The sequence below is a fragment of the Enterobacter sp. RIT418 genome (assembly GCF_003057745.1).
GTDB lineage: Bacteria > Pseudomonadota > Gammaproteobacteria > Enterobacterales > Enterobacteriaceae > Enterobacter.
The window spans coordinates 1-13,261 of record NZ_QBJD02000023.1; the positions used below are offsets into that span (position 1 = coordinate 1).

The 13,261-nt window shown below is 53.6% G+C and carries 13 protein-coding genes and 1 other annotated feature; of the genes, 7 read left to right on the forward strand and 6 right to left on the reverse strand.

Annotated features, from left to right (window positions below; genetic code table 11):
* Window positions 1-322: 322 nt before the first annotated feature.
* From clpB to rluD, 3 genes are all read right to left on the reverse strand, one after another.
* Window positions 323-2,896 (reverse strand): ATP-dependent chaperone ClpB, encoded by a 2,574-nt coding sequence (gene clpB / locus DBY73_RS20410; protein ID WP_112013028.1) that lies wholly within the window; start codon window positions 2,894-2,896, stop codon window positions 323-325.
* A 129-nt stretch (window positions 2,897-3,025) separates the two neighbouring features.
* On the reverse strand, window positions 3,026-3,757 hold the full coding sequence (gene yfiH, locus DBY73_RS20415) for a purine nucleoside phosphorylase YfiH (RefSeq protein WP_112013030.1): 732 nt from the start codon (window positions 3,755-3,757) through the stop codon (window positions 3,026-3,028).
* Window positions 3,754-4,734: a 23S rRNA pseudouridine(1911/1915/1917) synthase RluD gene (gene rluD / locus DBY73_RS20420; protein ID WP_112013032.1), complete on the reverse strand. Its 981-nt coding sequence runs from the start codon at window positions 4,732-4,734 to the stop codon at window positions 3,754-3,756. Before rluD ends, yfiH begins: the two co-directional genes overlap by 4 nt.
* 131 nt (window positions 4,735-4,865) lie before the next feature.
* Between rluD and bamD the strand changes: the two genes are divergently transcribed.
* The 4 genes from bamD to pheA all read left to right on the forward strand — a co-directional run bounded on the left by bamD (window position 4,866) and on the right by pheA (window position 7,646).
* On the forward strand, window positions 4,866-5,603 hold the full coding sequence (gene bamD / locus DBY73_RS20425) for an outer membrane protein assembly factor BamD (RefSeq protein ID WP_112013034.1): 738 nt from the start codon (window positions 4,866-4,868) through the stop codon (window positions 5,601-5,603).
* Between the two features lie 282 nt (window positions 5,604-5,885).
* Window positions 5,886-6,227, forward strand: coding sequence for a ribosome-associated translation inhibitor RaiA (gene raiA / locus DBY73_RS20430; protein WP_112013036.1), 342 nt, complete (start codon window positions 5,886-5,888; stop codon window positions 6,225-6,227).
* Window positions 6,228-6,330: 103 nt separating this feature from the next.
* Window positions 6,331-6,456 (forward strand) — a sequence feature (Phe leader region).
* Window positions 6,332-6,379, forward strand: a complete 48-nt coding sequence (pheL, locus tag DBY73_RS22235; protein ID WP_220092935.1) for a pheA operon leader peptide PheL — start codon at window positions 6,332-6,334, stop codon at window positions 6,377-6,379. Its footprint overlaps the feature before it by 48 nt.
* 29 nt (window positions 6,457-6,485) lie before the next feature.
* Complete coding sequence (gene pheA, locus DBY73_RS20435) at window positions 6,486-7,646, forward strand: bifunctional chorismate mutase/prephenate dehydratase (protein WP_112013038.1); 1,161 nt, start codon at window positions 6,486-6,488, stop codon at window positions 7,644-7,646.
* Here the strand turns inward: pheA and DBY73_RS20440 are convergent.
* Genes DBY73_RS20440 through aroF form a run of 3 tightly spaced genes read right to left on the reverse strand, consistent with a single transcriptional unit; the run spans window position 7,643 to window position 10,777 of the window.
* On the reverse strand, window positions 7,643-8,515 hold the full coding sequence (locus tag DBY73_RS20440) for an SMP-30/gluconolactonase/LRE family protein (protein WP_112013041.1): 873 nt from the start codon (window positions 8,513-8,515) through the stop codon (window positions 7,643-7,645). The two genes, pheA and DBY73_RS20440, sit on opposite strands and share 4 nt — an antisense overlap.
* A 59-nt stretch (window positions 8,516-8,574) precedes the next feature.
* The gene (tyrA, locus tag DBY73_RS20445) at window positions 8,575-9,696 is read right to left on the reverse strand and encodes a bifunctional chorismate mutase/prephenate dehydrogenase (protein ID WP_112013043.1); all 1,122 of its coding nucleotides are present in this window, start codon (window positions 9,694-9,696) and stop codon (window positions 8,575-8,577) included.
* A gap of 10 nt (window positions 9,697-9,706) precedes the next feature.
* Window positions 9,707-10,777, reverse strand: a complete 1,071-nt coding sequence (gene aroF, locus DBY73_RS20450; RefSeq protein WP_112013045.1) for a 3-deoxy-7-phosphoheptulonate synthase AroF — start codon at window positions 10,775-10,777, stop codon at window positions 9,707-9,709.
* Window positions 10,778-10,990: 213 nt separating this feature from the next.
* Between aroF and DBY73_RS20455 the strand changes: the two genes are divergently transcribed.
* From DBY73_RS20455 to dgcN, 3 genes are all read left to right on the forward strand, one after another.
* The gene (locus DBY73_RS20455; RefSeq protein WP_112013047.1) at window positions 10,991-11,365 is read left to right on the forward strand and encodes a DUF2799 domain-containing protein; all 375 of its coding nucleotides are present in this window, start codon (window positions 10,991-10,993) and stop codon (window positions 11,363-11,365) included.
* Window positions 11,366-11,517: 152 nt separating this feature from the next.
* Window positions 11,518-12,054, forward strand: coding sequence for a YfiR family protein (locus DBY73_RS20460; RefSeq protein ID WP_258458756.1), 537 nt, complete (start codon window positions 11,518-11,520; stop codon window positions 12,052-12,054).
* The gene (gene dgcN, locus DBY73_RS20465; protein WP_112013050.1) at window positions 12,047-13,261 is read left to right on the forward strand and encodes a diguanylate cyclase DgcN; all 1,215 of its coding nucleotides are present in this window, start codon (window positions 12,047-12,049) and stop codon (window positions 13,259-13,261) included. The genes DBY73_RS20460 and dgcN overlap by 8 nt, the downstream gene beginning before the upstream one ends.

Genomic DNA, 13,261 nt, shown 5'->3' on the forward strand with positions numbered 1-13,261 from the left:
GCCCACACAGATTGTCTGATAAATTGTTAAAGAGCAGTGCAACGCGGCTTTCGCTCACCGTCGCGAGGTCCCGTATAATACGTTTTCCTCATTCAGAGTCAAGCGCTTATTTTCGCTTTTCTCCGCTAACCCGGCGGTCTGTAAGCCGTTGTTCCGTGTCAGTGGAGGCGCATTATAGGGAGTAATTCCGAACGTGCAAGCCCAAAGTGAAAATAATTTACCAACCGCTCACTTTCCAGGCAACCCAGAGTCCAGACCTCAGTTTTCGCCTGGTTTTTAAACAAAAACGAGCCGCAAGCGACTCGTTTTTGCGTTTTGTGACTTACTGCACTGCCACAATGCGATCGTTGTTGGCCTCCAGACGGATAACTTTGCCAGGAATCAACTCTCCGGAAAGTATCTGCTGCGCCAGCGGGTTTTCGATCTGCTGCTGGATGGCGCGTTTTAATGGACGCGCACCGTACACCGGATCGTAACCATTCTCGCTTAACAGCTTCAGCGCATCGTCAGAGATGTGAATTTCATATCCACGCTCTTCCAGACGTTTGTACAGACGCTGCAGCTGAATCTGCGCAATTGACGCAATGTGTTTCTCACCCAGAGGATGGAATACCACCACTTCATCAATACGGTTGATGAACTCAGGGCGGAAGCTTTGGCTAACTACCCCCATGACCACATCTTTCATATGACCGTAGTCCAGCTCACCGAAGCGTTCCTGAATCAAATCGGAACCCAGGTTAGAGGTCATGATGACGACCGTATTGCGGAAGTCGACCGTTCTCCCCTGCCCGTCCGTCAAACGTCCATCGTCCAGAACCTGCAGCAGAATGTTAAATACATCCGGATGCGCTTTTTCCACTTCATCCAGAAGGATGACGGAATAAGGGCGACGGCGCACCGCTTCAGTCAGGTAGCCGCCCTCTTCATAGCCAACATATCCAGGAGGCGCCCCCACCAGACGCGAGACGGAGTGTTTCTCCATAAACTCGGACATATCAATACGCACCATTGCGTCGTCGCTGTCGAACATAAAGTTAGCCAGCGCTTTACAAAGCTCGGTTTTACCCACCCCGGTTGGCCCAAGGAACAGGAACGAACCAATCGGGCGGTTCGGATCGGATAGCCCGGCACGACTACGACGAATCGCATTAGAAACCGCTTCGACCGCCTCATTCTGACCGATAACGCGATGATGCAGATCCTGCTCCATGCGCAGCAGTTTTTCGCGCTCGCCTTCCATCATGCGAGCCACAGGAATACCGGTCCAGCGCGCGAGCACTTCGGCAATCTCTGCATCCGTTACTTTGTTACGCAGCAGGCGCATCGTTTTGCCTTCCGACTGCGTGGCGATCTCAAGCTGTTTTTCCAGCTCGGGAATTTTGCCGTACTGTAGCTCAGACATCCGCGCCAAATCGCCCACGCGACGCGCCTGTTCAATGGCAATTTTCGCCTGCTCAAGTTCGGCTTTGATCGTCTGCGTACCGGAAAGCGATGCTTTCTCTGCTTTCCACTCTTCTTCCAGCTCAGAGTACTGGCGCTCTTTATCGTCCAGCTCCTCGTTAAGCATATCCAGGCGTTTCTTACTGGCTTCATCAGCCTCTTTCATCAGCGCCTGCTGTTCCAGCTTGAGCTGTATAATACGACGGTCGAGTCGGTCCAGCTCTTCCGGCTTGGAGTCGATCTGCATACGAATGCTGGATGCCGCTTCATCGATCAGGTCAATTGCCTTATCCGGCAGCTGGCGGTCAGCAATATAACGATGCGAAAGCGTGGCGGCTGCAACAATCGCCGGGTCAGTGATCTGAACATGGTGATGCAGCTCATAGCGTTCTTTCAGGCCACGCAGAATCGCGATGGTATCTTCAACGCTTGGCTCAGCAACAAACACTTTCTGGAAACGACGCTCCAGGGCAGCATCTTTTTCAATGTACTGGCGATATTCATCCAGCGTCGTGGCACCAACACAGTGAAGCTCACCGCGCGCCAGGGCTGGTTTAAGCATGTTACCGGCATCCATCGCGCCGTCGGCTTTACCCGCACCGACCATGGTATGCAGCTCGTCGATAAACAGAATGACGTTGCCTTCCTGTTTAGCGAGGTCGTTCAGTACCCCTTTCAGCCGTTCTTCAAACTCGCCGCGGTATTTTGCCCCGGCCACCAGCGCGCCCATATCCAGCGCCAGTACGCGGCGGCCTTTCAGCCCCTCCGGCACCTCACCGTTCACAATACGCTGCGCCAGGCCTTCGACGATGGCGGTTTTACCGACGCCAGGCTCACCGATCAGCACCGGGTTATTTTTGGTGCGACGCTGCAGTACCTGAATGGTACGGCGGATCTCTTCGTCACGGCCGATAACCGGGTCAAGCTTGCCCTGCTCGGCGCGCTCGGTCAGATCGACCGTAAATTTCTTCAAAGCCTGACGTTGGTCTTCGGCTCCCTGATCGTTCACGCTTTCACCTCCACGCATGTTTTCTATCGCCTGGGTCACGTTGGCGGTGGTTGCACCGGCAGACTTCAGCAGGTCGGTCAAGGTACCGCGTGATTCAAGCGCCGCCAGAACAAACAGTTCTGACGAGATAAAATTGTCCCCGCGTTTTTGCGCCAGCTTGTCGCAAAGGTTCAGCACGCGCACCAGATCCTGCGACGGCTGCACGTCGCCGCCGGTACCTTCTACCTGCGGTAAGCGGCTCAGGGCCTGATCGATGGCCGTGCGTAACTGCCCGGCATTAATACCGGCAGACGTTAATAACGGACGTACCGAGCCCCCTTCCTGATTCAGCAAGGCGCTCATTAAATGAAGAGGTTCGATAAACTGATTGTCGTGCCCCAGTGCGAGAGACTGGGCATCGGCGAGAGCAAGCTGGAATTTATTAGTAAGACGATCCAGACGCATAACTCCTCCCATAACAGGTCAAATTTGCTACTGGAGATTAAATGAGGTCATCCCTCAATTATTCAAGGTTAATGACCTGAATTATGTGAAAAGAAAACGGCACGTACCGGATCGTCTTGATTCTTTAGGTTATATCAGCCAAATAAAACTTGCCATACGGCCGGTCGTCTTGTCGCGGCGATAAGAGAAAAAATCACCCTTTTCGGTGAAGGTACAACGATCGCCGCCGAAGATCTGCGTCACGCCGATATTATTGAGGCGCTGGCGTGCAAGCTGATAAATATCGGCCAGATATTTATCACCCGCGGGCGTAAACGCCTCGACCGCGTGCGGATCTTTCTCCATAAACGCTTCGCGAACTTCAGGCCCGACTTCAAACGCGCGTGGGCCAATTGCCGGACCAAGCCAGGCAAGGATATTGGCAGGCTGATCTTCGAAACAGGCCACGGTCTCTTCCAGCACGCCCTGACACAGGCCGCGCCAGCCCGCATGCGCGGCAGCGACCTCTGTACCCGCCCGGTTACAAAACAGAACGGGCAGACAATCGGCCGTCATGACGGCACACACTGTTCCCGGAGTATTACTGTAAGAGGCATCGGCGCGTTTTGAAGCATAGGGTTCACCTGTTAACTTCAGAACGTCCTTACCGTGAACCTGCTCCAGCCAGACCGGTTTCGATGGCAAATTCCCCGCGGCAAACAGGCGATTGCGGTTCTCTTCGACATGCTCCGGGCTGTCGCCACAATGGGCTCCAAGGTTCAATGACGCCCACGGCCCCTGGCTTACACCACCGATACGGGTCGAACTACAGGCGGCTACGCCTTTCGGCAGCGGCCACTCCGGGACAATCAGCTTGGTCATAACCAGTCCACTTGATCCTTATGCTCTTCAAAGTCTGCGCGCATTACGTCGATAAGATCCACCATGTCCTGCGGGATCGGCGCATGCCACTCCATCTGGATACCGCTGATAGGGTGATAAAGACGCAGCATAGTGGCATGAAGCGCCTGACGATCGAACTTACGCAGGACGCTGATGAACTCCTCCGATGCGCCTTTTGGCGGACGCGGACGACCGCCGTAAACCTGATCCCCGACCAACGGATGGGTAATGTGCGCCATATGCACGCGAATTTGGTGGGTACGCCCGGTTTCCAGACGCAGACGCAGACGCGTATGAATACGGAAATGTTCCATGATGCGATAGTGCGTCACCGCCGGTTTACCCATTGGGTGCACGGACATGTGCGTACGCTTCGTCGGGTGACGGCTGATTGGCTCTTCAACCGTACCGCCCGCCGTCATGTGACCAATCGCAACCGCTTCGTATTCGCGGGTGATTTCGCGCAGCTGCAGCGACTCCACCAGGCGCGTTTGAGCTGGGATCGTTTTCGCCACCACCATCAGGCCGGTGGTGTCTTTATCCAGGCGGTGAACGATACCGGCGCGCGGAACGTCGGCAATCGGGGGATAGTAATGAAGAAGTGCGTTAAGCACCGTGCCGTCTGGATTGCCCGCCCCCGGATGAACGACAAAATCGCGAGGCTTGTTGATCACCAGAATGTCATCGTCTTCATAGACGATGTTCAATGGAATATCCTGCGGCTCGAAGCGCATTTCCTCTTCGATTTCAGCATTGATGGCGACGGCTTCTCCACCTAACACTTTCTCTTTTGGCTTGTCCCAGATCTTGCCATTGACCAGCACGCGCTGGTCTAAAATCCATTCTTTTATGCGTGAACGCGAATAATCAGGGAACAATTCGGCCAAAGCCTGATCTAAGCGTTGGCCTAGCTGATTTTCGGAGACTGTTGCGGTGAGTTCTACTCGTTGTGCCATAAACTGCTTCTTTGTTTAACGTTGGGTTTTACGGCTTTGCCGTTTAATATAGTGTGCTATTGTAGCTGGTCTTAATCGGGAGCAGGAACAGAGATTCTCCCGGACAAACATTTGAGGAAAGTCAAAACGTCATGACGCGCATGAAATATCTGGTGGCAGCGGCCACGTTGAGCCTGGCTTTGGTGGGCTGCTCCGGTTCAAATGAACAGGTCCCTGACAATCCGCCGAATGAAATCTATGCGACTGCACAACAAAAGTTGCAGGACGGTAACTGGAAACAGGCGATAACGCAACTGGAAGCGTTGGATAATCGCTATCCATTTGGCCCCTATTCGCAGCAGGTACAGTTAGATCTCATCTATGCCTACTATAAAAATGCCGATCTGCCGCTGGCTCAGGCGACCATCGATCGCTTCATGCGTCTGAATCCAACTCACCCTAATATTGATTATGTCATGTACATGCGCGGCCTGACCAACATGGCGCTGGACGACAGTGCGCTGCAGGGCTTCTTCGGTGTCGATCGTTCTGACCGCGATCCTCAGCACGCCCGTGATGCCTTCAACGACTTCTCTAAACTGGTCCGTGGTTATCCAAACAGTCAATACGTTACCGATGCCACTAAGCGTCTGGTGTTCCTGAAAGACCGTCTGGCGAAGTATGAATATTCCGTTGCAGACTACTACACTCGCCGCGGCGCGTGGGTTGCCGTGGTGAACCGTGTAGAAGGTATGCTGCGCGATTACCCGGATACTCAGGCAACGCGTGATGGCCTGAAGCTGATGGAGAACGCATACCGTCAGATGCAAATGACCGCTCAGGCTGACAAGGTTGCGAAGATCATCGCAGCCAACAGCAGCAATACCTGATACCGACTTTCAGCAAAAGAACATAAGCAAAACGGCAGCCCAAGGGCTGCCGTTTTTGTATCCATTTTATCGTCGCGCTCGAGTAAGGTAGCGCCAACACAACCCGTCAACTATGACCCGAAACACACCTTTCGACAAGGTAAAAATCCCCTCTTCATGCCCTTTCTCACAAAAATGTGTGGTTGACAAAAAGTGACAAAAATACGTGATTTAGATCACACATTTTGACATTCGAAGAGGTATGCTGGAATCACCAAGACGGAAAGACAAGAGGTAAAATTTATGACAATGAACATTACCAGTAAACAAATGGAAATTACTCCGGCAATTCGCCAGCACGTCGCAGACCGTCTCGCCAAACTGGATAAATGGCAAACCCATCTGATTAATCCTCATATCATTCTGTCCAAGGAGCCGCAGGGTTTCATCGCTGACGCAACTATCAATACTCCAAACGGCCATCTGGTCGCCAGCGCGAAACATGAAGATATGTATACGGCTATCAACGATTTGATCAACAAGCTGGAACGGCAGCTCAATAAAGTGCAACACAAAGGTGAAGCCCGTCGCGCCGCAGCATCGGTGAAAGACGCCAGCTTCGCGGAAGAAGTTGAAGAAGAGTAATCCTTTAAATTGAGTGTACCGCCAACGCGCCTTCGGGCGCGTTTTTTATTGACAGGGTGAAAACAGTGCGGGTACTTTAAGGTTATCAATCACAGGATGAATCAATGATACGTACGCCGTTTTTCTTCGCATTCTTTTTTACCTTCCCCTGACTGGGAGGCGTTTCGTCGTGTGATAAAGAATGCGAAGACGAACAACAAGGCCTCCCACAGCGGGAGGCCTTTTTTATTGATAACGATAAACGAGACAGACAACATTATGACCCCGGAAAACCCCTTACTGGATCTGCGCATAAAGATCAGCGCCCTGGATGAAAAACTGCTGGCGCTGCTGGCAGAACGCCGCCTGCTCGCCGTTGAAGTTGGTAAAGCCAAGCTGGAGTCGCATCGACCCGTACGTGATATCGACCGCGAGCGTGATTTACTGGAGCGTCTGATTCAGCTCGGCAAGGCGCACCACCTCGATGCCCATTACATCACCCGCCTGTTTCAGCTCATCATCGAAGACTCGGTTTTAACCCAGCAGGCGCTGCTCCAGCAGCATCTGAATAAGACCAACCCGCATTCGGCGCGCATCGCCTTCCTGGGCCCTAAAGGCTCATATTCTCATCTGGCCGCCCGCCAGTACGCGGCCCGCCATTTTGACGAATTCATTGAGAGCGGCTGCGCAAAGTTCGCAGATATCTTTAATCAGGTTGAAACCGGCCAGGCAGATTACGCCGTGGTTCCGATCGAGAACACCAGCTCGGGCGCCATCAATGACGTCTACGATCTGCTGCAGCACACCAGCCTGTCGCTGGTTGGTGAGATGACGCTCCCTATCGATCACTGCGTGCTGGTCTCCGGCTCAACGGATTTAAGCAAAATCGAGACGGTCTACAGCCACCCGCAGCCCTTCCAGCAGTGTAGCCAGTTCCTGAACCGCTACCCGCACTGGAAAATTGAGTACACCGAAAGCACGTCGGCCGCGATGGAGAAAGTGGCGCAGATAAATTCCCCGACCGTCGCCGCACTTGGCAACGAAGCGGGCGGCGCGCTGTATGGCCTGCAGGTGCTGGAGCGTAACCTGGCAAACCAGACGCAGAACATTACCCGTTTCGTTGTGCTGGCGCGCAAGGCCATCAACGTTTCCGAGCAGGTACCGGCTAAAACGACGCTGCTGATGGCGACCGGCCAGCAGGCGGGGGCCCTGGTTGAAGCGCTGCTGGTCCTGCGCAACCACAACCTGATCATGACGAAGCTGGAATCCCGCCCGATTCACGGCAATCCGTGGGAAGAGATGTTCTATCTTGATGTCCAGGCCAACCTGGAATCTGCATCCATGCAGAAGGCCCTGCGCGAACTGGGCGAAATAACCCGCTCAATGAAAGTGCTGGGCTGCTATCCAAGCGAAAACGTGGTGCCGGTCGATCCCGCCTAGCGTTCGATAAAGCGGCTTTTCTTCATCCCTGCCACGCTAACGGGCAGGGTGAAGATGGCGCCGGAAAGCGGATATTCAGCCACCTCCTCTGCGTCCATATTTTCTCGCGTGGTGGTGATAAACAGCGTTTTCATCTCCTCTCCGCCGAAGCACACCATCGTCGGGCAACGAACGGGTAGCCGATACTCTTCCAGCCGTTCCCCCTGCGGTGAAAACCGCGCGACGCGCCAGCCGTCAAACAGTGCGCTCCAGTAACAGCCCTCAACGTCCACGGCGGCGCCATCGGGAATCCCCTCCCCCTCGTTAAAGCGGCGAAGGATCTCGCGGGTGCCGGGTTCGCCCTGTTCGTCAAGCGGCGTACGGTAGATAACGCCGTTTGGCGTATCTGAGGTAAACATCCACTGTCCGTCCGGGCTAAACGCCAGGCCGTTATGGCCGTGAATATCGCACTGAATGACTTTAGGCGTGAGGTCATTATCAATACGCATCAACATGGCACCGTTGTAATCTCCTGGCCCCCAGAACGTACCGGCATAAAAACGCCCCCGTTGGTCGGTTCCCCCATCGTTAAAGCGCGCAAGCTGCGGGTTGGAAGGGTTATCACAGACCTTGCGCTGAAGCAGGCCGTGCCTGTCGGCAAGCCAGATAGCGTTACGCATCGCGACGATAAACCCGCCCCGTTCGCGCAGGGCGAAACAGCCAACCTCTTCGTGGAAAGACAGCACCGTGTGTTCCGCGCTGGGCAGGTGATAACGGTGGATTTCCCCTTCCAGAATATCCGCCCAGTAGAGCGCGTTCTCTTCCTCGCTCCACGTCGGGCACTCCGGTAGATGACCGGTGTAGTTCAACAGCAGCTGTGGTTCAGCCATGACAGTTCCCCAAATAAAAAAAGCCAGCAATGCTGGCTTTCAGTATATACATCATCGCGTTACTGGCGACTGTCATTTGCCTGGCGCAACAGCGTGCGGCTTTCGCTCTGGAAGCGCGTCGCGTAGTCACCAAACCAGTGTTCAACCTTGCGGAAGCTGTCGATAAATGCCTGCTTATCGCCGTGTTCAAGCAGGGTGATTGCCTCACCAAACCGCTGGTAGTAGCGCTTGATCAGCGCCAGATTATTCTCGGACGACATAATAATGTCGGCGTAGAGCTGCGGATCTTGTGCAAACAGACGCCCCACCATCGCCAGCTCAAGGCGATAGATTGGCGAAGAGAGTGCCAGCAGCTGCTCAAGCTGAACGTTCTCCTCCGCCAGATGCAGGCCATATGCGAAGGTTGCAAAGTGCCGCAGCGCCTGAATAAACGCCATGTTCTGATCGTGCTCGACCGCGCTAATGCGATGCAGACGCGCGCCCCACACCTGAATCTGCTCCAGGAACCACTGGTACGCTTCCGGCTGACGACCATCGCAGTAGACCACGACCTGCTTTGCCAGGCTGCCGCTGTCCGGGCCAAACATGGGATGCAGGCCAAGTACGGGACCGCTATGCGCTGCCAGCATTGCCTGCAGCGGCCCGTTTTTAACGGACGCTAAATCAACCAGGATGCAATCCTTCGGCAGCGGCGGCAGCTTCTCGATGATCCGTTCTGTCACGTGAATAGGTACGCTGACGATCACCATGCCCGCATCGCTCACGATCTCAGGCGCACGCGCCCAGTCCTCTTTTTCCAGAATGCGCACCTGGTAGCCGGAAAGCGTCAGCATTTTCTCAAACAGGCGGCCCATCTGACCGCCGCCGCCAACGATTACTACCGGGCGCAGCGACGGACAGAGGGTTTTGAAGCCCTTGTCGTTTTCACTGGAATACGACTCGCGCATCACGCGGCGCAGAACGTCCTCAATCAAATCCGGAGAAACGCCCAGCGCCTGCGCCTCTTTGCGCCGGGAAGCGAGCATAGAGGCCTCGCGCTCCGGCACGTAAATCGGCAGGCCGTATTTGCTTTTCACCTCTCCGACCTCGGCAACCAGCGCCATGCGGCGCGCCAGCAGATCCAGCAGCGCCTTATCTACTTCATCAATTTGATCGCGTAATGCGGTCAATTCAGCAACCATACCTAACCTCTTAAGCCAGACGCGCCGCCAGCTGGCCGTTCAAATCCTTGTGGATCTCTCGCAGCAGCGCATCGGTGGTTTCCCAGCTGATGCAGGCATCCGTTACGGATACGCCGTGCTTCATTGCGCTACGCGGCTGTTCAGATGACTGATTGCCTTCATGAATATTGCTTTCAATCATCAGCCCGATAATAGAACGATTGCCGTCTTTAATCTGCGCTATGACAGATTCAGCAACCGCAGGCTGGCGACGGTAATCTTTATTTGAATTACCATGACTGCAATCTATCATCAGCGCTGGACGCAGTCCCGCCTGTTCCATCTCTTTTTCACACTGAGCCACATCTGCCGGGCTGTAGTTAGGCGCTTTCCCGCCGCGCAGAATGACGTGCCCATCCGGATTACCCTGGGTTTGCAGCAGACACACCTGGCCCGCCTGGTTGATGCCGACAAAGCGGTGCGGCATAGCGGCGGCGCGCATGGCGTTGATTGCCGTTGCCAGGCTGCCGTCAGTGCCGTTTTTAAAACCGACCGGCATAGACAGGCCAGACGCCATCTCGCGGTGGGTTTGTGATTCCGTGGTGCGCGCACCGATTGCCGACCAGCTAAACAGATCGCCCAGGTACTGCGGGCTGTTGGGATCCAGCGCTTCGGTTGCCAGCGGCAGCCCCATGCTGACCAGCTCTACCAGCAGGCGACGCGCAATCTTCAGGCCAGCCTCCACGTCAAACGAGCCATCCATGTGCGGATCGTTAATCAATCCTTTCCAGCCTACGGTGGTGCGTGGCTTTTCGAAATAGACGCGCATTACCAGATAGAGGCTATCGCTGACCTCCTCCGCTAATGTTTTAAATCGACGAGCATATTCAATGGCGGTTTCAGGATCGTGAATAGAGCAAGGGCCGCAAACCACCAGCAGGCGCGGATCGCGACCGGCGATGATGTTCGAAATCGTCTGGCGAGACTGCTCGATTTGAGCCTCTTGCGCCACGCTCAGCGGAAACTCAGCCTTTAGCTGCTCCGGCGTGATCAAAACCTGTTCATCGGAAATATGTACGTTATTCAGCGCGTCTTTTTGCATGATTGCGATCCTGTAAAGCCTGTTTGCGATAGTGTTTTTCCTCAAAGAGGTGAAACCACCATATCATAACAAGTAAAGATTTCAATCCAAAATACGTAAATATTACTTTACACAAATCAATTTATTACCAAAATATGCTGCAAAAATCGTAAATAAAATATTACAACCAATTTATTTTTATCAGGCTATGCTGAACAAAACAGGAGAAAAGCCATGCGACCGTTTCCGCTTGCACTTCTGGTAATGCTCATATCCGGCTGTCAAATTAATCCATACACGTTCCAGCCGAACTGGACTGACCCTGACGGGTTCACTGTCGGTAAAGAGGACGCCATGAACGGTATTTCGGTTAAAGATAACCAGACGCTTGCCGATAATTATCCCGGCCAAAACGTTGATCGGGAAGAATATCTTCGCGGCTATGCCGATGGGCAGAAGAAAGTCTGTGAAGCAGGATTTATTCACGCCTGGGGTTTGGCGGGTAAATCTTTTCCAGTGAGCTGTGATGGCACGGAAAACGAGGTAAAGCTGCGCGAGGCATGGCAACAAGGGATGAATGAAAGCATGAGAGCCAGCAGGCTTAATTAATTTCGTCACTTATCCATCGGGTAAAGCAACTGTAAGATTTTGCCTAAGTCCAGAAAGTAGCCTTTCTGACATAATGACGGTTTTGATAAACAATGATATTCTGCCATCAACTCTTAAGGACGGCTATTTCCAGAGCGGTATGGCGAATTCTGGTGAGAACGACATTCTTGATCTCTTTGCCTCGACTTATTCTGGTGCTCATCCTGCTCCTTATTACGGGTCAGACGGCCGCAGGTGCGCTCACGGAAACCGATAAATCAGTACGCTCAATCGTTTCTGGTATTGTCAGCTATACCCGCTGGCCCGTCCTTTCCGGCCAACCCACGCTCTGCATTTCTGCCTCATCACGCTATGTCTCAGCGCTCAGCCGCCAGGACCCGCAAAGCTCTCTCCCCTATCGCCCAGTGGTGATTCGCAATAATCAGGATGCGCTGTCTGCACAATGTAATGCCCTTTATTTTGGTACCGAATCCCCAGCAAGCCAGGTTGAATTAATAAACCAGTTTCAGGGCCGGGCGTTGTTATTAATCTCTGAGCGAAACCCAGAGTGTCTAATTGGAAGTGCGTTTTGCCTGATAATAGAAGACAGCCGGGTCAGATTTTCCGTCAATCTGGATGCGCTTTCACGCAGCGGCGTGAGAGTCAATCCGGATGTATTAATGCTTGCACGGAATACGAAGCATGAATAAGGACTTCACGTCTACACCGCGCCCAACGTTTAAAAGAACGTTGCGACGCATCAGCATGATAAGCGTCGTAATAACGATGACGTTCATATGGCTTTTGCTCTGTTTTGCATCCGTGGTGACGTTAAAACAGTATGCGCAAAAAAACCTCGAATTAACGGGCGCCACAATGAGCCACAGTCTTGAGGCCTCGCTGGTCTTTAATGATTCCATGGCGGCAAACGAAACCCTCTCCACGCTCGGTAAGCAGGGGCAATTTGCCGTAGCGGAAGTGTTAAACGCGCATAATAAACGATTTGCCTACTGGTCGTGGAACCCGCAGGACAACACGGATACGCTGGGAACGCTGGTCAGCCGCTGGCTGTTCCCGGTTCCGGTTTCACAGCCCATTATGCATAACGGCAATGCCATCGGCGAAATTCGCCTTACCGCGCGTGACAGCCTGATAAGCCACTTTATCTGGCTCTCTTTTGCCGTACTCACCGGCTGTATTTTGCTCGCGTCCGCCGTTGCGCTCACGCTAACGCGCTCACTGCATAACGGCGTGGCGGCAGCGCTGCAAAATATCACCGATGTGGTTCACGATGTTCGTACCAACCGTAACTTCTCGCGCCGGGTGACGGAAGGACAAATTGAAGAGTTTCATCATTTTGGCGAGGACTTTAACAGCCTGCTGGACGAAATGGAGGAGTGGCAGCTGAAGCTTCAGGCTAAAAATGCGCAGCTACTCCGCACGGCCATGCACGATCCGCTGACCGGTCTCGCAAACCGCGCCGCGTTCCGCAACAGCATTGCGGCATTGATGGAAAATTCGACGGCAAAAACGCATTCCGCCCTGCTCTTCCTTGACGGTGATAACTTCAAGTATATCAACGATACCTGGGGGCACGCGGCGGGAGACAGCGTACTTATCGAAGTTGCAAGCAGAATGGTCGAGTTTGGCAATAAGCGCCACCAGTCGTACCGCCTTGGTGGCGATGAGTTTGCCATGGTCCTGCATGGCGTCCATTCAGAGCGTGAAGTCCAGCATATTTGCGCTGCGCTTTCGCAGCAGTTTATCCGTCCGTTCGATTTGCACAACGGACACACGGCAACGATGTCACTCAGCATTGGTTTTGCTCTGGCGTGGGAAAATGCCTCTCTTGAAGCATTACTGGAGCAAGCCGATCGCAATATGTATCAGGTGAAAAACCTGCGCTCAAAACAATAA